The following is a 24,776-nucleotide window of genomic DNA, read 5'->3' on the forward strand; positions in this document are numbered from 1 at the left end:
TCACAGCAATAAATTTCAACATCATACTGCTTTTATTTGGCCTTTTTTAGGTTTTCTGTCGTTAAACTGATTATCAGAAAAACGCGTTAACCCTTGTTTGGCCTTATCGCCCGGTTTAGCTTTTTTAGCGGTGATGGGTTTTTTACCGTAACGCTTTTCTTGCCCTGGTGAGGTTTTATTCCCTTGGGCATTATTTTTACCTTTGCCGTTGTTTTTAAAATGCACTTGCTGGCTTTCATTTCTGCTTTCATTCGGCACTAAACAACCGGGTTTGCTCCCAATCAGTTTTCTTGCCAGACCCATTTTGGTTAAGGCGTCACGAATAATGCCCCAGTTTGCAGGATCATGATAACGCAATATGGCTTTATGCAAACGACGCTGAATAGTGCCTTTTGGCACAGATACGGTCGCGCTGTCTTTTTTAACATTACGCAATGAATCAATTTCAGTATGATAAAGCGTAGTGGCGTTTGCTAACGGTGAAGGATAAAAGTTTTGTACTTGATCAAGTTTAAAGTCGTTTTCTTTTAGCCATAGCGCAAGGTTAACCATATCTAAATCGGTAGTGCCCGGATGTGCTGAGATAAAGTAGGGTATTAAATACTGCTTTTTACCCGCAAGTTTAGAGTAATGGTCAAACATTTCTTTAAACTTGTTATAACTGCCCATACCAGGCTTCATCATTTTATTTAATGGCCCTTCTTCAGTATGTTCAGGAGCAATTTTTAAATAACCACCCACATGATGAGTCGCCAGTTCTTTAACGTATTCAGGGTCTTGAATAGCTAAGTCGTACCTTACACCTGAGGCGATAAGTATTTTTTTAATACCTTTAACTTTCCGTGCTCTGCGGTATAAATTAATTGTCGGGGTATGGTCGGTGTCTAAGTGGCCACAAATAGTTGGCCAAACACAGGATGGCTTACGACAGGTAGCTTCTGCTTTTTCACTTTTACAGTTTAATTTATACATGTTAGCGGTGGGTCCGCCAAGATCAGAAATAACGCCAGTAAAACCAGGCACTTTCAATTTAATATCTTCAATTTCGGCAATAATAGAGTCTTCAGAGCGACTTTGAATAATGCGGCCTTCATGCTCAGTAATCGAGCAGAAGGTACAACCGCCAAAACAACCACGCATAATATTGATTGACGTTTTTATCATGTCGTAAGCAGGAATTTTAGCATCACCATAAATAGGATGAGGTACACGTTGATACGGTAAACCAAAAACGCCATCCATTTCTGCTTCAGATAAGGGTTTAGCTGGCGGGTTTAACCAAATAAGTCGGCTACCATGCTTTTGCACTAAAGGTTTAGCGGATGTTGGGTTAACTTCTTGATGAAAAATACGTGAGGCATGCGCATAAAGCGTTTTGTTGTCTCTGACTTGCTCAAAGGTTGGTAAGTTAATGTACGTAGTTTCCCACGGTTTTTTCTTATCTTCCCATGATTTATTCTTATGTGCAGTGGCTCTAAATTCACTTAATTGTATCGGTTGTGCGGTTTTAGTCACATCTTTTTCAGCGGCGTTTTTTACCATGTCTTCAGCGGCAGCAGCTGCAGCATCGGCTGATGTCGTGGCGCAGTCAGGCGATGTCATGTCTTGATATGGGCTATAGATAGGGTCTATTTTTCCCGGTTTATCAATACTTCGAGAGTCTATGCCTTTCCAACCGGGTAATACTTGGTTTGCTAAAAATGCGCTACCACGTACATCGGTAATATTTTTAACATCATCACCATTGGCAATACGATGGGCAATTTCTATGAGTGGACGCTCAGCATTACCGTAAATTAACAGATCAGCTTTGGAATCAAATAGTACCGATTGACGCACTTTATCAGACCAGTAATCATAATGAGCGACTCGGCGTAAACTCGCCTCTATACCACCAATAATAATAGGTACGCCTTTATAGGCTTCTTTACATTTCTGGGTATAAGCGGTTACCGCGCGGTCGGGACGTTTGCCACCTTCATCATTCGGGGTATATGCATCGTCATGGCGCATACGTCTTTCGGCCGTATAGCGGTTAATCATTGAATCCATATTGCCGGCGGTGACACCAAAAAATAAATTAGGTTTACCCAATTGCATAAAGGCGTCTTTTGAGTGCCAATCAGGTTGAGCAATTATGCCGACGCGAAAGCCTTGTGACTCCAACATACGACCAATAACGGCCATACCAAAACTTGGATGGTCAACATAAGCGTCGCCAGTTACTAAAATAATATCGCAACTATCCCAGCCTAACACCTCCATTTCTTGACGAGACATCGGCAAAAATGGTGCGGTTCCATAGCATTCTGCCCAATACTTAGGGTAATCGAATAGTTTTGGAGTTGTTTTCTGGAGTGACGCTAAGTTCATACATTACCTAAATTAATTTTTTACAATAGAGACAAGCGTGATATTACACACTTTCAAAGCTTAACAATGACCTATTAACCGACAAAGTAAATACATTGATGATAAATGTCATATTTACCACATTCACACAGCGCACGATTGCAGAAATAAAAGTCATATTAACGAAGCGCGCGATTATAGCAGAGAAAAATACAAGGCGCGTGATTAAAAAATATAAGCCCAAATTTTCTTAGGACAATTGAAAGGATGAATTAGCACATTGAGTACAATATAAAGCGATTTATCAGAAAAAAATCATTTAAAAAAGTTCTCTTGGTTTTTTCTGCTAGGTTGTTCTACCTGATAGAGGCTTTCATCGTATAAAATTTGTTATTGGTCGTGTTACAAGGCAGAGACATTGAAAATTAAGCTATTTTTTAGTATAACTAGCTGCAGGATTCTAATGATTAGCAAGGTTAATCATTTCAGTGCCATTGAATTTTGTGCCAACGTTGAGATAAATAGCCCTTATAAGTAAGCCAATATAAGCTACCTAATATAAGCAACCCCATATAAGTATAAATAAATGATGAAAATACAATTAATTGCCGCTGCTATTAGTTTTTCTTTAGTCGCTTGTGTATCGACAGAGCAAAAACAGGTTGCACTAGACAGTCAGACTACTACCACGAGTGACGTTATCGCTAGTGACGTTATTGCCAGTGAAGTGCTAGCAAAGCCATCTGTAGGTGTAACAAGCGCAACAAGGATTACCTTAGAAAAAATCATGTCAAATCCTGATTGGTTTGGCCGCTCTCCTGAGTCTTGGTATTGGGGTGACGACAGCCAAACTGTGTTTTACAAGCAAAAGCGTCAAGGCAACCCATTACGTGATTTAGTACAAAAAAACTTAAGCACCCAAGGTAATGGTGAGTTAGTTAAATTAGCGCAAATGCACGTGGTTGCTGACACTAATGCGGTATTAAATAATAGCCGTACGCATGAGGTATACACCTTTGAAGGCAATGTTTTTGTTAAAGCCTTGGCCACTCAAACTGTGCAGCAGTTAACCTATACCTCGGCCGTTGAATCATCAGCGATGTTTTTAACTAATGGTAATATCGCTTATCGTGTTGATAATATCTTTTACGCCCATGATATGACGAGTCAAAAAATTATTGAGTTAGCCAACTTAAAAATGACTGACGCAGAAGAGCCTGTTCTCGATACACCAAGCTATATCGCTACTGAACAACATGAACTGATTGAATATGTTGCGCTACAGCAGCGCAACAAAGACTTACGTGCCGAGCAAAAACGTCAGTTAAGGGTAAAAAATAGCACAGTAACCCAAACAAACTTTTACCTAGGTAAAGGCAATGAAGTTGTGCATGCGAGTCTGTCTCCGGCCGGCGATAAATTAGTGGTCAGTGTGGCAACGGATAAGTCACCAGGTAAAGACAGTGATATTATGCCTAACTATATTGCTAACGACGGCGATATTAAGGCGAAAAAGGTGCGAACACGCGTTGCCGATAACCGCCAATATGCTGAACAGCTTTATATTTTAGATTTAAGCCAAGGCACAAAAGCCTTGTTGAGTTATGACAGCTTACCGGGTTTTGATGAAGACGTGCTAGCCAGTGTGCGTAAAGAAAATTATGCCCGCGAAGGTAAAGAATATAAATCAGAAAAATCAGCGCGTAATATTCATGTTATGCAAGCGTGGGCCCCTATTCAATGGCAAAAAAATGGTCAGCAAGTCGCTATTATGCTTGAAGCTTGGGATAACAAAGACCGTTGGATCACAACAGTTGATTTTGACCGTAAAGCCTTAATTTCTCAACACCGTTTACATGATGATGCTTGGATAAATTACACTTTTAACGAACAGGGTTGGTTAAATAACACTGAAAGTTTATATTATCTTTCAGAAGAAAGTGGTTATGCACACTTATACCTTAAGCCCATAAATGGCAAAGCAAGAGCCTTAACGTCAGGTAATTTTGAAGTTAACGACTTAACAGTATCTGCTGATGAACAAAATATTTACTTTAAAGCCAATAAAAAACACCCAGGTATTTATGAAATTTACAAAGTGAATATCTCGTCAGGTAAAATCACTGCGTTAACCGATTTAGGGGGTATGAATAATTACACGTTAAGCCCTGATGAAACTAAACTGTTAATTGAGCATTCAGAAATCACCTTACCACCAGAGCTTTATGTTAAAGACATGACTAACAACACTGAGGCAATGCGATTAACCCATACCGTTTCAGCAGCGTTTCTGGCAATGCCTTGGGCAGCACCTAATGTAGTCGCTATCGAGTCATCACATCAAGCACAGCCAATATACTCAAAAGTCTACTTACCTAAAGGTTACGATAAAACCAGTGCTAAAAACAAAGCGGTAATGTTTAGCCATGGCGCGGGCTATTTGCAAAATTCGCATTTAGGTTGGTCGGGTTACTTTCGTGAATATATGTTTCACAGCATGTTAGTACAACAAGGTTATGTGGTTATCGATATGGATTACCGTGCATCAAAAGGCTACGGCCGTGATTGGCGTACAGCAATATACCGCCATATGGGGAAGCCCGAAGTGCAAGATATGCGTGATGGCGTAAATTGGTTAGTGGAAAATGCCAATGTTGACGCTAACCGTGTAGGTACTTATGGCGGCTCTTACGGTGGTTTTTTAACCTTGATGTCAATGTTCACCGACCCTGAATTATTTCAATCAGGTTCAGCGCTACGTTTAGTGTCAGATTGGGCTTATTACAATCATGGTTACACGTCTAACATCTTAAATATGCCGGGTGATGACCCTATTGCTTATGAACGTAGCTCACCAATTTACTTCGCCGAAGGCTTAGAAAAACCGCTGCTCATTAATGCACCTATGGTCGATGACAATGTGTTTTTTCAGGATACTGTGCGTTTAGTTCAGCGCTTAATTGAGTTAGAAAAACAAGACTTTGAAACCGCTATTTATCCAGTAGAGCCCCATGGTTTTGTTCAACCTAGCTCTTGGTTAAATGAATACCGGAGAATTTATAAGTTGTTTGAAACTACTTTATAAAAATTTTAATGATAAGCAATAATAAAGGCCTCATTTGAGGCCTTTATTAGTTTCAGGATGTCGACAATGGTACAAGAAAATAGTCTTTGCTGGCCACCTCGGTAATTGCTCCAGTATTAGTCTGATGACCTACATCGCTTATAAATAGGGTTCTACAACATTAATGAAGTTATTCACGTTAGGTGAAATAGTGCCAATATTTGATTAATAACTCAATCGAAACTAATTTATAACTTAGGGCTGGTGAGTGTGTTACGCCATTTTTCCCAGATAGCATCATAACTGCCATCTTGGTAAAGACTTTGTAGTTTATTTGATAAATGCTGGATGATGTTATCGTCAGTTTTTTTACTGCAGGCGAAGAAAAAATTTAGTGGTAAATCTTTAATTTCATAGACCCGATGCAGCTCATTGATATTAGCTCCCGCTAATTCTGTACGAAATTTTATGGTCGTATCATCGGCGACGATTAGGTCTATTTCTGGTCGAGTAATCAATAAACTAATCAATGAATTTGTGTTATCTAAAACATAGAGGTTTTCGTCTTCGTTAAAGCCTCGCTCTATTAATCCGGTATGAGCGATATCATCTCGATTAACGGCAATAATGTATTTTTTTGCATCATTTAAGTTAGAGATTTTAATATGGCGACCTTTACGTGCCCACATTGCCGTATTGCTTACGCTGGATATTGGCCCAACCCACTTAAACATATTTTCTCGTGACTTTAACCGAGCAATGGAGAATATGCAGTAATTAGCTTTTACTTGGGCTAAATTATAAGAGCGGACCCAAGGATAATTTTTCATTGAGTAGGCATAATGACTTCGTGCCATTGTCTCTTTAATAATATCTACAGCAAAGCCGGACAGTGGTTTATTTTGAGTCACTATTTGGTATGGGGGTAAATGTTCGGTAACTATATGTATAACTGGATTTTTGTTAGCACTGATAGGCAAAGCAACCCATAGTAATGTTAAAGCAATGTATGATATTTTTTTTATATACAGACTTGCGCTACTCTGTTTATGACGAGCAATAACATTGTGGTTATTTTGAGTTTTCTGCAATTGATATCCCTTATTAAGCCAAAGCCCATTTATGATTGTAATCTTCTTTAATTTTAATCATATAAAACTAACATTAGAAAGCTAAATTTTAGTCAATAATTGCGTAAAATGTATTTTTAATCAGAAGATTATGGCGTTTTAAGTGTTTTTTTATTAACCATTAATTGAATTATACTAGAAGTCAGGGCTGAGCAGTTGGTCACGCCATTTTTTTAAAATAGTATCGTAACTGCCATCTTGGTAAAGGCTTTGCAAATTTTTTGATAAATGTTTGATTATGTTATCGTCGGTTTGCTTACTGCAAGCGAAGAATAAATTCAAAGGTAAGCTTTTAATTTCATAGACACGTTGTAGATCATCTATAGTCACACCAGCTAAATTTGTATGAAATTTTATCGTCATATCATTCGCTACAATTAAATCTATCCCGGGTCGAGTCAAGAGTAATTTCACCAAGGATTTAGTATTATCTAAAACATAAAGGTGCTCATTTTCTTTAAAACCTAGTTCTATTAGCCCGATATGGGTCATATCATCGCGACTTACGGCCACAGTGTATTTTTTTACATCGTTTAGGTTTTCCACCTTAATCGTGCGAGTTTTAAGTGCCCACATCGCGGTATTGTTGACGTAATATATCGGCCCCACCCACTTAAAAAGGGTTTCTCGTGACTTTGTGCGAGCAAGAGAAAATATACAGTGATTAGCTTTTACTTGGGCTAACTTATAAGAGTGACTCCACGAATAACTATTTAAGGTATAGTCGTATTGACTGCGTTTCATTGTTGCTTTAATAACGTCGACAGCAAAGCCCGATAGCGATTTATTTTTGGCTTCTATTTGATATGGTGGTAGGTGCTCGGTAACTAAATGTATCGAGGGGGAATTTTCAGCATTAACCCATGATACAGGTAGCAATAATGTTAATGCTGTAGAGCGAAATTTATTAATATGAACTCCTTAGTTAAAAAAGGATTTATATATTGATAGTAACCTTTTTGAAAATTCACTAAGCCACTTTTATGGTCACTAAATCATCATATACAACTGACATGAAAAAGCCACAGATTTAAACTGATTGATGCTAAAGTGATTTTTATTAAGGCAATACTATACTGCCTGTATATGTGCCTGTATATGTGCTTGTATAAGGTCATGGTACATTTTTTATGCATTATCAATTAGTCTATGATGATATGATAAATGCCATATTCTGAGTCTTTTCGATAGCTTTTTGTCGATGATTTCTTGATAAAATATCAGATTAAAATCAACTGAAAAAACCAACAAGATTAACGAGGTAAACATGGATAACATGCTAGGTTATGTAGAAACGCTTTCTGCACTATTTATATTATTGTTGGGGCTAGGCGTATTAGCGATAATCTATATGTACATTGTAGATAAAACGCAAAATAAACAGGCGATAAGGCGTAATTATCCAGTCATTGGCCGATTTAGATATTTTTTTGAAAAGCAGGGGGAGTTTTTTAGACAATATTTTTTTGCCATGGACCGAGAAGAGCTACCCTTTAATCGAGCCGAGCGCAGCTGGGTCTATCGTGCAGCAAAAAATGTTGACCGTACCCTGGCATTTGGCTCGACACGAAATCTTGAACCCATTGGCACCATAATGTTTATGAACTGTGCTTTTCCAACCCTGGAAGAAGACGCGGTAACAGCGAGTTCTATTACCTTTGGTCGTCAATGTAGAAAGCCTTACATCACAGACTCAATTTTTAATATTTCAGCGATGAGTTTTGGTGCTTTATCTGCACCAGCAATCAAAGCACTTTCAGATGGTGCAGCAAAAGCAGGATGCTGGTTGAACACAGGTGAAGGCGGCGTTAGTGAACATCATCTGGCCAGTGGGGCAGATATTGTTTATCAAATAGGCACCGCAAAATATGGCGTAAGGGATGAGCACGGACAGTTATGCGACAAAATGTTGGCTGCATTAGCGGCTATGCCACAAATTAAAATGTTTGAAATAAAAATGAGTCAAGGTGCTAAACCCGGTAAAGGTGGCATATTACCAGGCAAAAAAGTGACTGAAGAAATAGCTAGCATAAGAGGTATACCCGTAGGTGTAGACTCAATTAGTCCCAATGCTCATCCAGAAATTAAGTCAGTGAAAGATATTTTGACCATGGTCAATCGAGTACGCAAAGTCACCGGTAAGCCTGTAGGCTTTAAAGCGGTTATCGGTGAATCGTTATGGTTAAGAGATTTACTTGAAGAGATTAACCGCCAAGGGCCAGAATCTGCGCCAGATTTTATTACCATAGACAGTGCTGATGGTGGTACGGGGGCAGCACCACAACCCTTGATGGATTATGTTGGCTTGCCGTTAAAAGAAAGCTTACCGCTGGTTGTTAATTTACTCGTTGAATATGGTTTACGTGACCAAATTAGAATTATATGTGCAGGTAAATTGATCACACCTTCAAAAGTTGCTTGGGCACTGGCAATGGGGGCCGATGCTGTAAATTCAGCAAGAGGGTTTATGTTTTCTTTAGGTTGTATTCAAGCAATGCAGTGTAATAAAGACACCTGTCCTACGGGGATTACTACGCATGATCCTAGATTACAACAAGGGTTAGACCCGATCAGTAAAGCTGTGCGTGTTGCCAATTATCATAAGTACATTCTATACGGTGTTGGCTTGTTGGCACATTCATGTGGTGTTACCCAGGCAAGAGGTCTAGGCCGTCACCATGTTCGGGTTATTCAAGACAACGGTTTATCTATTGCGCTTGATAAATTACATCCCTATAACGAAACTAAGCACTAGCTTTATTAGCTGTAAAATAACACCAGATAAAAGCTAACAAGCCACCGATCGCGCCATATAAATGAGCATCGGTGGCAACACTTGCACCGATAAGTATTTCTACATCGGCGCTGGCACCGTAAATTTGCTCATGAATGATTTTTGCCATCACACCGATTAACAGCAGATAGCCGGTTTTTTCTTTATGCTTGATGTCCATTAATGCCCCCCAAACAAAAAAGCCATGTAGAACACCTGACAGCCCAACATAAAGTTCAATGTTGACAGAAAACCAATAAATACCCAGGCTGCAAACTATGGCACTGGTCAGAAACACTAACAGGTAATTTTTATAGCTATAATATTGCCCATGCAAGGCCCATAGCAGAGCGACTGCGGCGGTGTTCAGTAGAAAGTGATTAGCATTAGAATGAAAAAAATGGCCTGATATTATGCGCCAATATTCTCCCGCTGTGATTAAGCTGCGATTATAAATGAGCAAGTCAGAAATTTGAGCATCAAAGATAAAGGCGCTCAAAGCAAGCGTGAATACGATCAAAGGGCCAAGACTGTGAGTTTTGTTTACGGGTAGAGGTTTTAATTGCAGCATGTGTTTTTATTATTTGTTTAAATTTATAGCGTGATATGATTCAACGCACTTTAGCAGTTGCTTGGAGCTTTATAAACATTTGTTTTAGTGAGCATAGTGAGTAATAGCGAGTAATGGCCAGTGAGTATGGATTCAGCTTGATAGCTATATCTGCTCAGTTACACTTCAATCAACAATAAACAATAAACAATAAACTTTTCCTACGTAACTTAAATAACTTAAATAACTTAAATAGTTTAAATAACTTCAGAGTAAACTTGATTACGACCTTGTGCTTTTGAAATATAAAGCTGTTTATCTACCCGTTTAAATAAACTGTCTATTGAGTCACCGCTGTTATATTGTGCAATGCCAAAGCTACAGGTTACTGATATTTTGTCCTTTATTTGATATTGGCTAATCATTTCTCGTAATTTATCGCTGGTTTGATGTGCCTGTTTTTGAGAGAGTTCAGGGAAGATAATAACAAACTCATCACCACCCCAGCGAGCAAATAAATCGACATCTCTAATGTTTTGGGCAACAAGTTTGCTTATAATACAAAGAATATTATCACCCACTTTATGGCCATATTGATCGTTAATGTCTTTAAATTTATCTAGATCAAACATGACTAGGGTCAAAGGGTGGTGATAGCGATCAGCGCGTATGATCTCTTTATTTAATACCGTTTCAAAAAGCTTACGATTGGCAATTTCTGTTAAAGGGTCTATGTTTGAAACAGACTCAACCTCGATAATTTTTCGTTCTAATTGTTGATTTTTTTTGGCTAACTCATCCGTTTTTTGTGCAATAACTTTTTCTAATGATAAGTGACTATCTTGTAATAGATTGTTTTTTTCAATCAGGTCGGTTTGAGCCATAACTTGTTGGTGTATATCATGATGTGCGCCAATCATCCGGTCAACACTGCCATCGGTATTTCTTGCTATAATCGCACCGCGATCTGCAATCCATAAATAACTATCGTCTGATTTTTTACAACGATATTCTATATCGTAAGCGTTAATATCTCCTGATATATAACGCTCAAACTCATGCATTACTCTAGGGTAATCTTCTGGATGGATGATATTTTCCCAAGTAAATACATCTTTTCTAAAAGCAGCAAATTCGTAACCTAACATGTGGTACCAGCTTGGGCTGCGGGTCACTACTTTGGTATTGCTGTTCCAGTCCCAAACACCTTCAACAATAATATTTAAGATAGTATTTAAGGTATGATCTGAAGCGCTAGCCGAACTGTGCTGATAGGTTTTATGCATGGAAACTCCTTGCTAAATGCATTCTGAAAACAACGATGTTTAAAAACACTCGTTGCTTCGGTGCGATATCGACAACGTCCCTAAGTAATAGCGGTGATTGGTTGAATTAGCAATTCGAAATGAGTTAAGTACAACAAGATTAAAAAGTAATGTAATAAATGACTTAAACTCGTCGATAAAGTTTCGTAAACTTAGCCATCCTATTTTTTTGTTATTTTAAATTAATGTCCCGAGTTTTATGTCAACAATGTCAACGGCCTGAAAAAGCCTGTATTTGCGCTTTTACTGTCGCTATTGATAACCACATACCTGTTATTGTGCTGCAACATCCCAGTGAAGTTAAGCAAAGCAAAGGTACGGTCAGCTTATTACAACAATCGTTAGCGAACTGCGAGGTGATAGTGGGCGAAACCTTTGCGGATTCTGATATTTTAAGGCAGTGCCTGATACAATACGCTGACAACATAGTCTTGTTATATCCGAGTAAGCAGGCTTTAACGCTGAATTTTCCAGCGTTAACTATTACCGATAATAATCAAAGTGAGGATATAGAGCCTAAGCTGAGTGAAATTAAGTGCATTATTATACTTGATGGTACTTGGAAAAAAGCCTATCGCATGTTTATGAGCAATGCTTGCTTACATAATATAAAGCATATTGTTTTACCGCAAGGCATAGCCAGCCTTTATGAGATTAGAAAAACCAAAAAAGATCATGCGCTATCATCACTCGAAGCATGCTGTCATGCTTTAGCCCGCGTAGAAAATGAGCCTGAAAAGTATCAAAACTTGTTAAATAGTTTTGTAAAATTTAATAAATTTCAGCAATCATTTAGTCAGCATAGTGACTGATGGCTGAATAAGATATAGACCTGTTAATGAAGGTGTTAATATCTTGGGCAATGTTATGGTCGTTAAAGTAGACCAGTTGCCTTAATGAGCCGGTCTACTTTATACACAGATAAAAGGGTCTAATAAAAGGCACTTATTGTAATAGCTAGTTGTTTAAATTAGCTGAAATGATCAGAAAATTAGTGAGATTAATCTAACTTATCGTCAATTATTTATTAAGGAACAGCATGTCAAATTCAGCCATGAAAGGGCTATTATCTTTACTCTTTATTTCCACCAGTTTGTTGGTTGTAGCAGCGCCAGATAAAAAAAGAGAAGACCGTGAACCAGAAGCGGCAACAGGTATTATCGCTAAGCAAACCGTTGTTACCGAGCATGCCATGGTAGCAGCAGCAAACCCTTATGCCAGTAAAGCCGGTTTGAATATACTTAAGCAAGGTGGAAGTGCTGTAGATGCTGCTATTGCAGTTCAATTGGTATTAACCTTGGTTGAGCCACAATCTTCAGGCATTGGTGGCGGTGCGTTTATGTTGCATTGGGATAAAAAAGCTCAGCAGCTAACCACTTTTGATGGCAGAGAAACCGCACCAGCGGCGGCAACAACAGATATGTTTTTAGATGAAAATGGTCAAGCTATTCCATGGATAAAAGCCGTTGTTGGTGGTCATGCTGTTGGCGTACCTGGGGTATTAGCAAGTCTTAACAAGGCGCACGTAAAGTATGGCAAGCTACCTTGGGCGGTATTGTTTAAAGATGCAATTAATTTAGCAGAAACAGGATTTATTGTTTCACCTAGGCTAGAAAAACTGGTGGCAATGGAGTTTAACCCCGGTATTACGAAATTACCGACGATTAAAAACTACTTTTTTCCTCATGGTGAGGCAGTAAAAGCAGGGCAGTTATTAAAAAATCCAAAATTAGCGACGGTATATCGTAGTATTGCTAAAAACGGCATCAATGCTTTTTATGAAGGTTGGATCGCAAAGAAAATTGTTGCTGCAGTACAACAATCACCCATTGCCCCAGGCCGTTTAACATTAGCTGATATGAAAAACTATCGCGCAAAAGAATTACCGGCGGTATGTGGACCTTATCGACAATATCAAGTGTGTGGCATGGGACCACCAAGTTCGGGTGGTGTGGCGGTTATTCAAATACTTGGACAACTTGAGAAATTTGATATTGCCAAATTATCGCTAGCAGATGTTGAGTTTAGCCACTTATTTAGCCAAAGTTCTCGTTTGGCATTTGCCGATCGTAACCGTTATATTGCCGATAGCAGCTTTGTGAATGTACCCACACAGGGGTTAATTTCAAAGCCATATATGGCGCAGCGCTCCGCGTTGATTAATCCTGATAGCGATATGGGTACAGCGGTGGCAGGCACACCAATAGGTGCACTGGCACAAGCTGACGACAACGCTTATGAATTGCCTTCAACCAGCCATATCTCCATTGTTGATGAAGACGGTAATGCGGTTTCTATGACCACCAGTGTTGAAATGGGCTTTGGCTCTGCGGTGATGGTTGAAGGTTTTATTCTCAATAATCAATTGACTGACTTTTCATTAGATCCAAAAAAGAATGGCCAGTGGGTAGCTAACCGTTTAGAGCCAGGTAAGCGTCCGCGAAGCTCTATGGCACCTATGATGGTATTTACTCAAGACAAGGCTTTAAAGCTTGTTTTAGGCTCTCCGGGCGGCAGCCGAATTATTAATTATGTTGCGCAAACCATGATCGCTATTTTAGATTGGCAACTTGATCCACAATCTGCGATTAACTTGCCCCACATCACTAATCGCAATAAGGTCACCACATTGGAAAAAGGCAGCGATTTAGTCAAGCTTAAGTCTGCGTTAGAAGCAAAAGGGCATCAGGTTGTGGTGCGTGATTTAAACAGTGGTATTCAAGCGATTGAATTATCTAAGGGTAAATTGCGAGGTGGGGCTGATCCTCGTCGCGAAGGTATAGCCATAGGTTATTAACTTAAACTTAAAATTTAACTAAAGCTAAAGTTTAAAAAACAAAACGGCGTCAATATTGACGCCGTTTTTATATTCAAGATAAATGGTCAGCTTTTTTCTTCCCGACAAAAGCTAAGTACCGAGATCTACATTTACACCTATGTCGGCAATGCCACGACTACATGGATGTGAAGATGTGGAAGAGTGGCGATGTTGTTTTAGGGAGCAATTAAAAGGGGTCTTTTAGTTTCTTTTCGATAATCCATTCATTATCAATTTGTACTAGCAACAATCGTTTAACATCTTTTATACGGTCATTTTGGTAATAACCGTCAAAATAGATAGTAATCTCCGCAGAGTTTTTAAATTGTTCTCTTACTTTAACACCACTATCATCGGGCGTAATATCAACTTTATCGTATGACATATTGAATAAATGGCGAGCAACCGCTCTGGGTGATTGATAGTGCAGAATAATGCGCGATAATCTTGGACTACAAACCGATGCAGCTTTTTTAATATTTTGTTCATTATACAAGGCATTAAAAAATTCAATGGCAACCTCTTCTGGGTTGTCAAGATTATGAATTTTGTTGTTGTTTTCTTTACTACAGGCAGAGAACAAAACAACGAAACTTAAGATGATTAATTTTAAATAATTCATAGGGTAACAGATAACTTTGTGAACTTAACGCCATTTTACCGTAAAGGTAGGCATCAAAGATAGAGTAAGCTAATTTTTACTGACATAAATTGTATAATATTTTAAGATCAAAAAAAGCCTGACTCTTTCAAATCAGGCTTTTAAAATTCAGCTCAAGCTAGCGTTTAATTGTCAAAAAACCAGTAAATTGTCATAATTTAATAATAATGACTTAACAATAAAACTTAGCTTGATGTTTTTTGGCTATTACGCCAGGTCTTCTTCAGAAAATGAATCAGCAAACAATGGACTTGAAAGGTAGCGTTCAGCAGAGCTAGCAAGAATAACGACAATGTTTTTGCCCGCATTTTCTGGTCTTTCAGCAATACGCTTAGCGGCTACAACGGCAGCTCCAGACGATATACCGGCAAGTATACCTTCTTCTTTCATTAAGCGATGCGCCATTGCCATGCAGTCGTCATTTGATACCTGTTCAACGGCATCAATAAGTGAAAGATCTAAGTTGCCAGGAATAAAACCAGCACCAATACCTTGAATTTTATGAGGACCCGGTGTTAGTTTTTCACCCGCGATTGCTTGAGTAATAACAGGCGAATCTGTAGGTTCAACCGCTACTGAGGTGATTTTATGCTCAGCAACACTTTTAAGGTATCGCGTTGTACCGGTAATTGTGCCACCTGTACCAACACCAGCAACGAAGAAATCAATGTTACCTTTAGTATCACGCCAAATTTCAGGCCCGGTAGTTTTTTCATGAATTTCAGGGTTAGCTGGATTATCAAATTGACCTAACAGTACTGTGTTATCTGGATCAGCATCTTTAATTTCTTGTGCTTTGGCAATAGCACCACCCATGCCTTTAGCACCGTCGGTTAATATTAATTTAGCCCCTAGCGCAATTAATAACTTTCTACGCTCTATACTCATGGTGTTTGGCATAGTTAGGGTGATTTTATAACCACGAGCAGCAGCAACAAATGCTAGTGCGATACCTGTATTACCACTGGTGGGTTCGACAATAGATTTACCGGCCACAAGCAAACCTTTTTTCTCGGCATCCCAAATCATATTGGCACCAATGCGGCACTTAATACTGAAGCTTGGGTTACGTGCTTCAATCTTGGCGTAGATATTTGCAGTATTTTCACCCGTAACTATGCGGTTAAGTTTAACTAGCGGTGTATTACCAATTGATGTTGAGTTATCTTCAAATATAGTCGACATTCTTTAATCCTTTTTTCATTGCATTGACCGAGTATGGCATACAGGTTTAATAGATATTTTACGTGTTAACCACCAAAAGCTATTTCAGTTCATTAACACTATTGTAAGTAGGTTAACACTATTGCAAGTAGGTTAACCCTTTATGGCAGAAAAAGAAGTGATATTTCGGTATCTTATATGCAAAAAAGGAATAGATACCTAACTAATGGGTCTTAGATGTGTATTTTTTGTATACTTGAGTATAGCTTTATGTCATCTATATCGCTGTTGTAATAGTTAGGGGGAAATCAACTCTTTGATATTATTATATTTAATTTATTTACAGATAGCTAAAGTACAGTAAGCCCCGAAGGTAGAGATGGACAAGGGTGGCAGGTAATTTATAAACTAAGTTTTGGATAAGTTACTTAATAAAGTATCACAAAGAGATTCAATGATGGCGAAAATTCAAGTAAAAAAATTGTCTTATGAAGAAACGCGTGAAATATTAACACCACTGGCTTTTAAAATTGATAAGTCGCTGTTTGGTATATCATTAGCTGTGCCGTGGCGCCGAGGCATGGCACTGTTAGTAGATTTGTGTTTGGTCGCTTTGTTAAGTGGTGCTCCGGGCGAGTTATTGGCTTTTTTGGTGGCGATAACGCTATTTAAACTGGGCAGTAGAAAACGTGGTAATAAATTGGCTAAAAAACGTGCTTTAAGCAAAATAATTTTACGTGTTTTTGCTGCGTTAATTGTTTTCGTCGTCTTGATTGATATCTTACCCAAGCTCTTTGCTGAATTAGAGACCTTTAATCATGATGTTGAGCAAGCAGGGCAGAGCCAAGGTACATTATCGAGTAATAAAATACAAAGCCATGCAGAAAATATGACTGAAGCAAACACTAATGTCTCAGAGGATAATGATTTTATCAAAGCCGCACTCACCTTAGCCGCAGGCGTTGCAACTTCTCAGACTGACTGTGTTGATTATCCATGTTGGCTGCAGTTGTGTGAAAGTTTATCATCGGCCTATAGTGAGCAAACAGCCTCGAGGCTAGAAATTAACAAATTTAATGCTGACTTACTTGAACGTGTGGCTAAGCAAAGCCGTTTAAGTCAGCAAGAAATAACCCAGTTAAGTGTGCAACTTGAAAAATTACCTTTAGCTGCTCAGACGAAGCCGCCATTGATTAAAGACAAAGTTGAGAAAAAAGTTGCGGTTACTGGCGCTGAACAAAGTAATACCACAAGCGAAATAGATAAAAATAAACCTACGGTTGCTGTTCCGTCGAGTTCATCGGTATATAAAGGCTTTGCTTGGTTACAAGGTTTAGTCGAAGATCTGGGGCTAGGTTTTGGTTGGGCAGCATTTTATTTCACTATGTTTACCGCACTTTGGAATGGTCAAACACCGGGCAAAAAGCTGTTTAGTATTAGAGTGATCCAGCTTGATGGCACGCCGTTATCAATATGGGACAGTTTTGGGCGTTATGGTGGTTATGGTGCTGGCATAGCCACAGGTTTACTTGGCTTTGCACAGATATTTTGGGACCCTAATCGACAGGCTATTCATGATAAAATTTCAGCAACAATTGTCGTTAATGATACTAATATTGATACTGAGAGTAAAATAAGCAGCACCAACACTGCTGAGCAGACCGTTGCTTAAAACCACTGATATTATGAAACAGCCTCGAATACTGGTTGAGTACTGAACGACAAAAGTTAAAATTACCTGCCTTTAGGCACAAGGCAGGCTAGGGATAGGCATTAATCTTTTTTGCACGGTAAGTTATTAGCGTAATCAAGCGCTTACTTTGTTATTGATTACACTGATAGCTGATGTGATTAATATTAATTTAAGCTGCTAATATTAATACTTATGGCAACCATGCATAACTAATTTTACTGTAAATGGTACGTTGATCTCGCGTTAAGTTTTTTAATCTATCATCTTGATAACTATTATCTGAATAACCTAAGTAAAAGACGGTTTGTGGGTTTATCTTATAAGCATAAATTAGCTGTGTTGATAAGTTGTTATTTTTTATTGAATAGGCGCTGGGATTATTATCTAGGTTGAAGTCAATATCGGTGTAAACAACGTTTAATTTCAAATAGCTATAAATATTAAACTGATATGAAACACGAAGTTCAGTTAAGTTTTCGGTAAACACGTTGGCATTGTCGGCCTCTAAATTACTGTAGGTGTGCGAGAACTCAAACTCTAAATGTTTATTAACATTATAATTTATGTAGCCATAAAGCTCTGTAATATCACCAACTCGGTCATTAACATAATCAATTTTATCGCCAATGGTTAATTCAAGCTCAGTGGAAAATTGCGCTGTTGGCTGAATATAACCATAGATAACGAGCTGATTTTCTTGGAAACGCTGGGTGTTACCGTCAATGCTGTTATCAATAGGTAAATTAAAATCTAGTTCATGACGGCGTAAGCCAATTTTATCAGCGCTAACCAGCATTACATCGAAAAGTGATAGCATTGGGCCATCAATACTGAAGCTTGAAGAGACTGAGCGCTCCAATAACTCACCGTTTTCATTGTGTAATATTTGCCATTGGCCAGCAAACTTCATTCTTTGCCAAGCACTGTCAGGTTCGCCATAGATAAAACGATTAACCAACACGTTACTCTTTTGATAATCAGCACGTGGCATAAAACCTAAATCAGCACGAAATTTTGTGCCTATTTCTTGGTGTTCTGAAAACACCTGCCAATATTCAGAATCATGTTCATACTGAATTTTAAAGGCATGGTCGTTAAAGTTTTCTGCTTGGCCGCTGTCGGTAAATTGTGCTGAGTCTTTAGTATCAGCCACCAATATTTGTGCTTGGAATGAGTTTGAGTCATTTAGACGATATTTTGAATCAAGCCCTGAAACAAAATTATGATAACTATCGGTTTGGCGTAACGTGCTAATAACACCAAGAGATAAATCGTCGTTAACATCATAGCGATATTTTATTGCCCCTGACTCACTCTTTTCATCTAATGAAATTAATCTTGATCCAGTATTACCAGGCAGAATAATATTGGTTTGCGTATCATTGGTTATGAATGCGCCATAACTATGTTGGCCTTGGGTGCCTGTTAGTTTGGCGCCGTATTCGGGATCAGCAATGTTTCGCGTGTAGACAAGATCAAAGTTACTGGAAAAATATTCTGAATTTTCAACAAAAAACTGACGTTTTTCATCATAAAATAATGAAAAGGTTTTATTAACACTTAACTGGCCGGCATCTGACTCAACATTAGAAAAATCTGGGTTGACGGTAACATTTAATAAGGTGTTGGCGTTAATGCCCCAACGTAGATCTAAACCGGCATCAATATCGTTTTCACTTTGCCAATCTGTTGTTGGCGCAAATATTTCACGACTTTCGCTTTTACTAGCGACTAAGGTTGGCGTGATCATAATATTTTTGCTGGCTTTAGCGTCTTTAAATCCGGTTATTTCTGGGATTTGACATAACCAACAGGAATCGTCGCGATCAAGTTCAATGTGGGATATCCGCAAACGTGTATCGCGTGGGTATAAGCGCAATAACTCCATTGCCCAAGTTTTAACATCATCATTGTCGTCAAAATTTAAAATATGATAGGGAATCGCAATTTCAACTTGATAGCCGGTTTTCGTTATTTTACCAGCAGATTGCCAAATACCATCCCAGGCTTCGTCTTTACTGCCGGTCATTTCATTGAAAATAGCGTCATGTTGTACGCCGTGTGGATTAACAAAAAACTCGTAGTTTAAACGGCGATTATTGTAAGTATCTAATTTAAAACCGACTAAGTCATCTCTCCAGCGAGTATCGCGGTCACCTAAAAATCCTTGAATTAATTCAGGGTTAGGATCTTGGGCAATAAAAGCGATGTAGAGAAAATCACCATTTTCAACAATTTTTGCGCTTGTTGAAACTGGGCTAGATTTATTGTTCCAAGGGCTGTTAACAATATCAAGCGATACATCAAGGGCTTGCTGCCATATAGCATCATTTAACTTACCGTCAATTTCTAACTTAAGGTTTACATGGGGAATATTTAATTGTGCCAGTTCTACGGTGTTTTCTTGAGCAACACTAGGCTGTATAAATAGTATAAATGCGCTGGCGAGTGTATATATGCCACGAATACTAAATTTCAAATTTACCACTCCAATCTTATTATTATTTTATATTTTAACGTAATAATTTCTACGTTAACGAGAATTCCTTTTAACAAATTGTTACAAATTTGCTAAACAATGGCAATGTAAACTTCTGTTTTGGTAGAAAAAAACTCTTTTAATGATGGTTTCTTTAGCCATATAAAAATATGGCCTTATTTATATGGCTACTTATGACGCTATTTATGGTGTTATTGATGAGACGAATTATGAGGCTTATTTAAGCTAAGCATAGCTAGGTTTGATGAACAAACTTGGCCATTCATCGTTTGATTTTATTGCGATAGAGAGTCGTTTGGTAGATGACTTTTTGCTATGTTGGTTAATGTTTTTCGGTGCTAATTATGCGGCGCTATATCAATAGTAGAATGGGCTTGTGTGGCTATGATAAATAAAAGTACAAAATTTTTAGACTAAATTGCTAGCCAGTGTGTCAATCGATTAATTGAGTAATAACTACCTTTTTGCCATCGGGATTCAGTGGGCTAGGTTTTGCTTAAGTTTACCTTATGTTTAACGTCGAGGTACTTATTTAGGTTGCAATTAATTTGGCTGCTAAAGCGGTTTTTATTAGCTAGTTACTTGTTAACACGATTAATTTACCATCCTATTTTTTAGCTTTTTTTAGTATAACGCCAAGTAACCTCATTCGTTATTTCAATTGATATTATCATATAAAAATCATACAAAAGTTATACAGAAATTATGAAGAATTAATGAAGAATTAATGAATAATTGCTCGAATCTTAAAAAATTGTAGAGCATAATAACTTCATCTTTATTAAAAATGATAAGTCTTTGTAATTACTATGCCATTTTCTCTGCTTGATGTTATCGCGCTTTGCTGTTTTTTTATTTGTTGGGTGGGGTATACCGGATTTGCACGTAAAAAAGCAAAAACAACCAACTGTGTTGCAAGATGCTTGCATCAACATAGAATTTATTGGATGTATGAAATTATTGGTCGTGATGTTCGGGTGAGTGAGGCCGCCTTACTCGCTAATTTAGAACGTAATATTTCCTTTTTTGCTTCTTCTACCTTGTTAATATTAGCGGGTGTTTTAACCTTGTTTGCTCAAGTAGAGCGACTTGAGTCAGTGATTGGCTCAATTCCATATGCTAGCTTTCCTAATCATGTCATGATCCAATTAAAGCTCAGTTTGCTCACGTTTATTTTTGTTTTGTCATTTTTTCAATTTACTTGGTCAATGCGCCAATATGGTTTTGTGAACGTCATGATTGGCGCTTGTCCGTTTGACCAAAGTGGTGAGAATGAAAACTTGAAAAAATATGCTGAACAAATGGCCGTAGTGCAAGACCAAGCGGCTCATTCTTATAACTACGGTTTACGCTCTTATTATTTCTCTATTGCTGCTTTATGTTGGTTTTTTCATCCATTAATTTTTATGATAGCCAGCTTATTTGTTGTTTATACTTTGTACAACCGCGAATTTCGCTCAAAAGCAGTCAAAGCGATTACTTTAGGGCAAAAGTATTTGGAGCTTGAGTCTGTTGCTAGGCATGCAAAGGCCAGTAATACAACAAACACTAATCAAAACGTTAGTGATAAGTAATGCTTTATGTCAGCTAAATATTACGCGCACTTTTTACCAAAACACTTTGATAGTTTTGACTGCTTAAAATTAGCACCCGGTATTTACATTATTTTACTGTTTATATTGCGTGCCTATATTATTTGGATCATGTCAGTGACTAATATGCGTGATCACGTGGGTATGATTCAGTGGATTTTTCCACAAACTGCACTGTTTTATTTAAATTTAGCTTCAGGTGTTATTGGCTTGTTTATTGTACTTATTTTAAGTTTACGCCGACCTAAAGCGCAAGTTTGGGTGCGTATTTGTTGGCGAAAATGTAAGGTATTGCTCATTGTAGCGTTAACTTTTGATTTGTTTATTGGGGTTTTAGGCTATTTTATTTGGCAACTTCAATCGATAACCTGGTTGCTAGTACATTGTTCGTTGGTAATATCCGCGATTGTCTATATTTTATTGAGTAAAAGACTTACCATTAACATTGCAGAATTTCCTGAAGCTTTACCTGAAAAGTGACATTAAAAGCCTTCATACCACCATGTAAAAAAGGCATGACAAAAAATTAAAGGGTTAGACATTGATTGAACAAAATACACAAGACGAACGGCTGATCATACTGGATACAGAAACCACAGGTCTTAACCCTCGTGAAGGACACCGTATTGTTGAAATTGGTTGTGTAGAAATGATCAACCGTCAGCTAACTGGCAGAAATTTTCACGTTTATGTCAAGCCAACGGTGCGCGGCATACAAATGGTTATGGACCAAGAAGTTATTAATATTCATGGGTTAACCGACGAATTTTTACGTGACAAACCAGTGTTTGAGCAAGTAAGCCAAGATTTTGTTAATTTTATTAAAGGTGCTCGTTTAGTTATTCATAATGCCAAGTTTGATGTTGGTTTTATGGACCATGAGTTTTCGATGGTGCGAGGCCTGCCTAAAACAACCGATATTTGTAGTATTACCGATACCTTAAAAGTAGCCAAAGACGAATTTGGCTCACCTAAGACCTTAGATTATTTAGCCCGTTTTTATAAGGTTGATAAATTAATTGACCGTACTTACCATGGTGCGTTAATAGATGCGCAGTTACTGGCGTTTGTTTACATTGAAATGACCCGTAAACAGGCAACGTTGAACTTGCAATCAGGTGATAGCCAAGGAGAAGATGCCAACGCCATTCGCAGAGTTAATAGTAATCACCAAAAATTAAAGGTTTTGGTTGCCACTGCCGATGAACTAGCTGAGCACGAAAAACGTTTAGTTATTGTTAATGACAAAGGGGCTGCGCCACTATGGTCGAAATAAGTAGGGTTGAAATAAATACGACAAAAATAAGTAAAGCAAAAATAGCTTTGTTTAACACCAAACCATTATTCATAGCACGCTGTGCTAGGGTGATAATGGCACTAATGTTCAGCCTAAGCGTAAATGCAGAGCAAATAGGCGCTGAAATTGAATATGTTGATGATAGCGCCACCAATCAAATTCCTTATTTTGACAATCGCTTTCGTATTGACGAACAACTCGATGAAGTAACACTGATATTTTATCGCCGCAGTGGCGCCAAACCCATTATTCTTATCCGCCCCGATGGTTCAAAACTAAACATCAACAATTACCCTGAAGATAAAGTGCAATGGTTTGATGATGAAACCTTCGATATGCTCAAGATAAAATCACCGATGATTGGTCCATGGCAAGTGATAGGACAGGTACAAGCCGACAGCAAAATTATGGTGGTATCAGAAATTAGATTAGAAGTGACACCACTACCCAAAATTATTTTACAAGGTGAAACATTAAAAGTGGTAGCGCGCTTATTTAATGGCGATTTGATCATTGACGACCCTTTATTTCAAGACGTATTAACACTTAATGTTGATTTTTTTAGTACCAATAACTCGGCCTTCGACAATTTTGGCGCAGCGCCCATTCAATTAGCTTCATTTTATGATAACGGCAGAGATTTAGACGAACGTGCCAATGACAGCTTGTTTACCGGTGAATTTGAATTGGATTTTGCCCCAGGCGAGTGGCAACCTATTTATATTGTTAAAATGCCTATGATCACAAGAGAGTTACGACAAAAGCCGATTGTAGTGCAGAAAAACCCCATCAGCATATCAGTAGTGACAAACCAAGGTGAAAATAAGACACATCTGGTTACCTTTACTATTGATGATAGTTTGGTTAAAGCTGACAGTATTCTCATTCAAGGTAAAGTGACTTTTCCCGATCAACAAGTAGAACCTTTTACTGTAGTGCAAGAGCAAGGCCTAACCCGTTCGCATACAATTGCCTTTACCGAGCCTGGAGTGCACCGGATAAAAGTAGGGGTGTTTGGTGATATTAAAAATGGCAGAGAGTTTCAAGCAATATTACCTGAGTTTACTTTTAATGTTGATCGCTTACCCGAAGGAGGTATCTTAGCGGTTAACCGCGGGTCTAATAATTTAACCTCTGAGCAAAAAAGTGCACAAGCAATTGCTAATGCAGCAATGGAAGCTGAAAAGCTTGCGCAAGTAAAAGCCATGCAAGAAGCTAAAGTTGCCAACCAACAACAAGCAACACTTTTGTATATTGTTGGCGGAAACACCTTAGTGATCATAATTGCCGCATTGATGTTTGTTTTTATACGATGTAAAAAGCGTAAATAAAATTCCTTAATGGTATTGTATTATAGATTTTTGCTGTTAAAAACGTCGTATTGCTCATCAATTAGACATATAAGCAAATGAATGAAAAAAACTGGTTGACGGCATCGAATCTTAACCGTATTATTCCGCCGCATTCAACGAGTTGTGTTGAAAGCAGCGATTAATATGTGGAGTGGTAGTTCAGTTGGTTAGAATACCGGCCTGTCACGCCGGGGGTCGCGGGTTCGAGTCCCGTCCACTCCGCCAATTAATCCAAAGGTTGTAAGTCCTTTTAAAATTTACAGAAGCAAGATGTGTGGAGTGGTAGTTCAGTTGGTTAGAATACCGGCCTGTCACGCCGGGGGTCGCGGGTTCGAGTCCCGTCCACTCCGCCAATTGTTTCAAAGGTTGTAAGTCCTTTCAAAATTTACAGAAGCAAGATGTGTGGAGTGGTAGTTCAGTTGGTTAGAATACCGGCCTGTCACGCCGGGGGTCGCGGGTTCGAGTCCCGTCCACTCCGCCAATTGTTTCAAAGGTTGTAAGTCCT

The 24,776-nt window shown here is 38.3% G+C and carries 17 protein-coding genes and 3 tRNA genes; 12 read left to right on the forward strand and 8 right to left on the reverse strand.

The genetic code is table 11. The features are described 5' to 3' along the window. Positions 1–21: 21 nt before the first annotated feature. Positions 22–2,373 (reverse strand): YgiQ family radical SAM protein, encoded by a 2,352-nt coding sequence (locus tag H4J41_RS00565; protein WP_182138407.1) that lies wholly within the window; start codon positions 2,371–2,373, stop codon positions 22–24. 568 nt (positions 2,374–2,941) lie between these two features. On the opposite strand from H4J41_RS00565, the gene H4J41_RS00570 reads away from it, so the two are divergent. Next, positions 2,942–5,437: a prolyl oligopeptidase family serine peptidase gene (locus tag H4J41_RS00570; RefSeq protein ID WP_182138432.1), complete on the forward strand. Its 2,496-nt coding sequence runs from the start codon at positions 2,942–2,944 to the stop codon at positions 5,435–5,437. A gap of 227 nt (positions 5,438–5,664) precedes the next feature. Here the strand turns inward: H4J41_RS00570 and H4J41_RS00575 are convergent, their stop codons facing one another. Both H4J41_RS00575 and H4J41_RS00580 read right to left on the reverse strand, forming a co-directional pair. Then, a complete protein-coding gene (locus tag H4J41_RS00575; RefSeq protein ID WP_182138408.1) occupies positions 5,665–6,507 on the reverse strand; it encodes an ABC transporter substrate-binding protein in 843 nt (280 codons plus the stop codon). A gap of 174 nt (positions 6,508–6,681) precedes the next feature. Then, positions 6,682–7,425 carry an ABC transporter substrate-binding protein gene (locus tag H4J41_RS00580; protein WP_182138409.1) on the reverse strand — a complete coding sequence of 248 codons (744 nt, stop codon included), beginning with the start codon at positions 7,423–7,425 and terminating at the stop codon, positions 6,682–6,684. 388 nt (positions 7,426–7,813) lie between these two features. On the opposite strand from H4J41_RS00580, the gene H4J41_RS00585 reads away from it, so the two are divergent. After that, on the forward strand, positions 7,814–9,301 hold the full coding sequence (locus H4J41_RS00585) for an FMN-binding glutamate synthase family protein (RefSeq protein WP_182138410.1): 1,488 nt from the start codon (positions 7,814–7,816) through the stop codon (positions 9,299–9,301). On the opposite strand, the gene rrtA is transcribed toward H4J41_RS00585, so the two are convergent. Together rrtA and H4J41_RS00595 are read right to left on the reverse strand one after the other, a co-directional pair. Continuing rightward, positions 9,291–9,890, reverse strand: coding sequence for a rhombosortase (rrtA, locus tag H4J41_RS00590; RefSeq protein ID WP_182138411.1), 600 nt, complete (start codon positions 9,888–9,890; stop codon positions 9,291–9,293). The two genes, H4J41_RS00585 and rrtA, sit on opposite strands and share 11 nt — an antisense overlap. Before the next feature lie 236 nt (positions 9,891–10,126). Beyond that, the gene (locus tag H4J41_RS00595; RefSeq protein ID WP_182138412.1) at positions 10,127–11,155 is read right to left on the reverse strand and encodes a sensor domain-containing diguanylate cyclase; all 1,029 of its coding nucleotides are present in this window, start codon (positions 11,153–11,155) and stop codon (positions 10,127–10,129) included. Between the two features lie 224 nt (positions 11,156–11,379). Between H4J41_RS00595 and H4J41_RS00600 the strand changes: the two genes are divergently transcribed. Continuing rightward, positions 11,380–12,006 (forward strand): tRNA-uridine aminocarboxypropyltransferase, encoded by a 627-nt coding sequence (locus tag H4J41_RS00600; RefSeq protein ID WP_182138413.1) that lies wholly within the window; start codon positions 11,380–11,382, stop codon positions 12,004–12,006. A gap of 242 nt (positions 12,007–12,248) precedes the next feature. After that, complete coding sequence (gene ggt / locus H4J41_RS00605; protein ID WP_182138433.1) at positions 12,249–13,991, forward strand: gamma-glutamyltransferase; 1,743 nt, start codon at positions 12,249–12,251, stop codon at positions 13,989–13,991. Positions 13,992–14,199: 208 nt separating this feature from the next. On the opposite strand, the gene H4J41_RS00610 is transcribed toward ggt, so the two are convergent. Beyond that, positions 14,200–14,634 carry a hypothetical protein gene (locus H4J41_RS00610; RefSeq protein WP_182138414.1) on the reverse strand — a complete coding sequence of 145 codons (435 nt, stop codon included), beginning with the start codon at positions 14,632–14,634 and terminating at the stop codon, positions 14,200–14,202. A gap of 246 nt (positions 14,635–14,880) precedes the next feature. Continuing rightward, on the reverse strand, positions 14,881–15,858 hold the full coding sequence (gene cysK, locus H4J41_RS00615) for a cysteine synthase A (protein ID WP_182138415.1): 978 nt from the start codon (positions 15,856–15,858) through the stop codon (positions 14,881–14,883). A gap of 433 nt (positions 15,859–16,291) precedes the next feature. Between cysK and H4J41_RS17515 the strand changes: the two genes are divergently transcribed. Then, a complete protein-coding gene (locus H4J41_RS17515; protein WP_259364447.1) occupies positions 16,292–17,509 on the forward strand; it encodes an RDD family protein in 1,218 nt (405 codons plus the stop codon). A 211-nt stretch (positions 17,510–17,720) separates the two neighbouring features. Here H4J41_RS17515 and H4J41_RS00625 read toward each other — a convergent pair whose 3' ends face one another. Beyond that, entirely contained in the window at positions 17,721–20,009 is a 2,289-nt protein-coding gene (locus tag H4J41_RS00625) for a carbohydrate binding family 9 domain-containing protein (protein ID WP_182138416.1), read from the reverse strand. Between the two features lie 830 nt (positions 20,010–20,839). On the opposite strand from H4J41_RS00625, the gene H4J41_RS00630 reads away from it, so the two are divergent. The 7 genes from H4J41_RS00630 to H4J41_RS00660 all read left to right on the forward strand — a co-directional run bounded on the left by H4J41_RS00630 (position 20,840) and on the right by H4J41_RS00660 (position 24,752). Continuing rightward, positions 20,840–21,604, forward strand: coding sequence for a DUF599 domain-containing protein (locus H4J41_RS00630; protein ID WP_182138417.1), 765 nt, complete (start codon positions 20,840–20,842; stop codon positions 21,602–21,604). Positions 21,605–21,610: 6 nt separating this feature from the next. Further along, positions 21,611–22,102: a DUF2919 family protein gene (locus H4J41_RS00635; protein WP_182138418.1), complete on the forward strand. Its 492-nt coding sequence runs from the start codon at positions 21,611–21,613 to the stop codon at positions 22,100–22,102. 61 nt (positions 22,103–22,163) lie between these two features. Then, positions 22,164–22,898: a DNA polymerase III subunit epsilon gene (gene dnaQ / locus H4J41_RS00640; protein ID WP_220460855.1), complete on the forward strand. Its 735-nt coding sequence runs from the start codon at positions 22,164–22,166 to the stop codon at positions 22,896–22,898. A gap of 95 nt (positions 22,899–22,993) precedes the next feature. After that, positions 22,994–24,250 (forward strand): TIGR03503 family protein, encoded by a 1,257-nt coding sequence (locus H4J41_RS00645; protein ID WP_182138419.1) that lies wholly within the window; start codon positions 22,994–22,996, stop codon positions 24,248–24,250. Between the two features lie 169 nt (positions 24,251–24,419). Further along, a tRNA-Asp gene (locus H4J41_RS00650) sits at positions 24,420–24,496 on the forward strand. 51 nt (positions 24,497–24,547) lie between these two features. Further along, positions 24,548–24,624 (forward strand) — tRNA-Asp (locus tag H4J41_RS00655). Between the two features lie 51 nt (positions 24,625–24,675). Beyond that, positions 24,676–24,752 (forward strand) — tRNA-Asp (locus H4J41_RS00660). The last annotated feature ends 24 nt before the right edge of the window (positions 24,753–24,776 follow it).

The organism is Colwellia sp. MB3u-45 (assembly GCF_014077005.1).
Lineage (GTDB): Bacteria > Pseudomonadota > Gammaproteobacteria > Enterobacterales > Alteromonadaceae > Cognaticolwellia.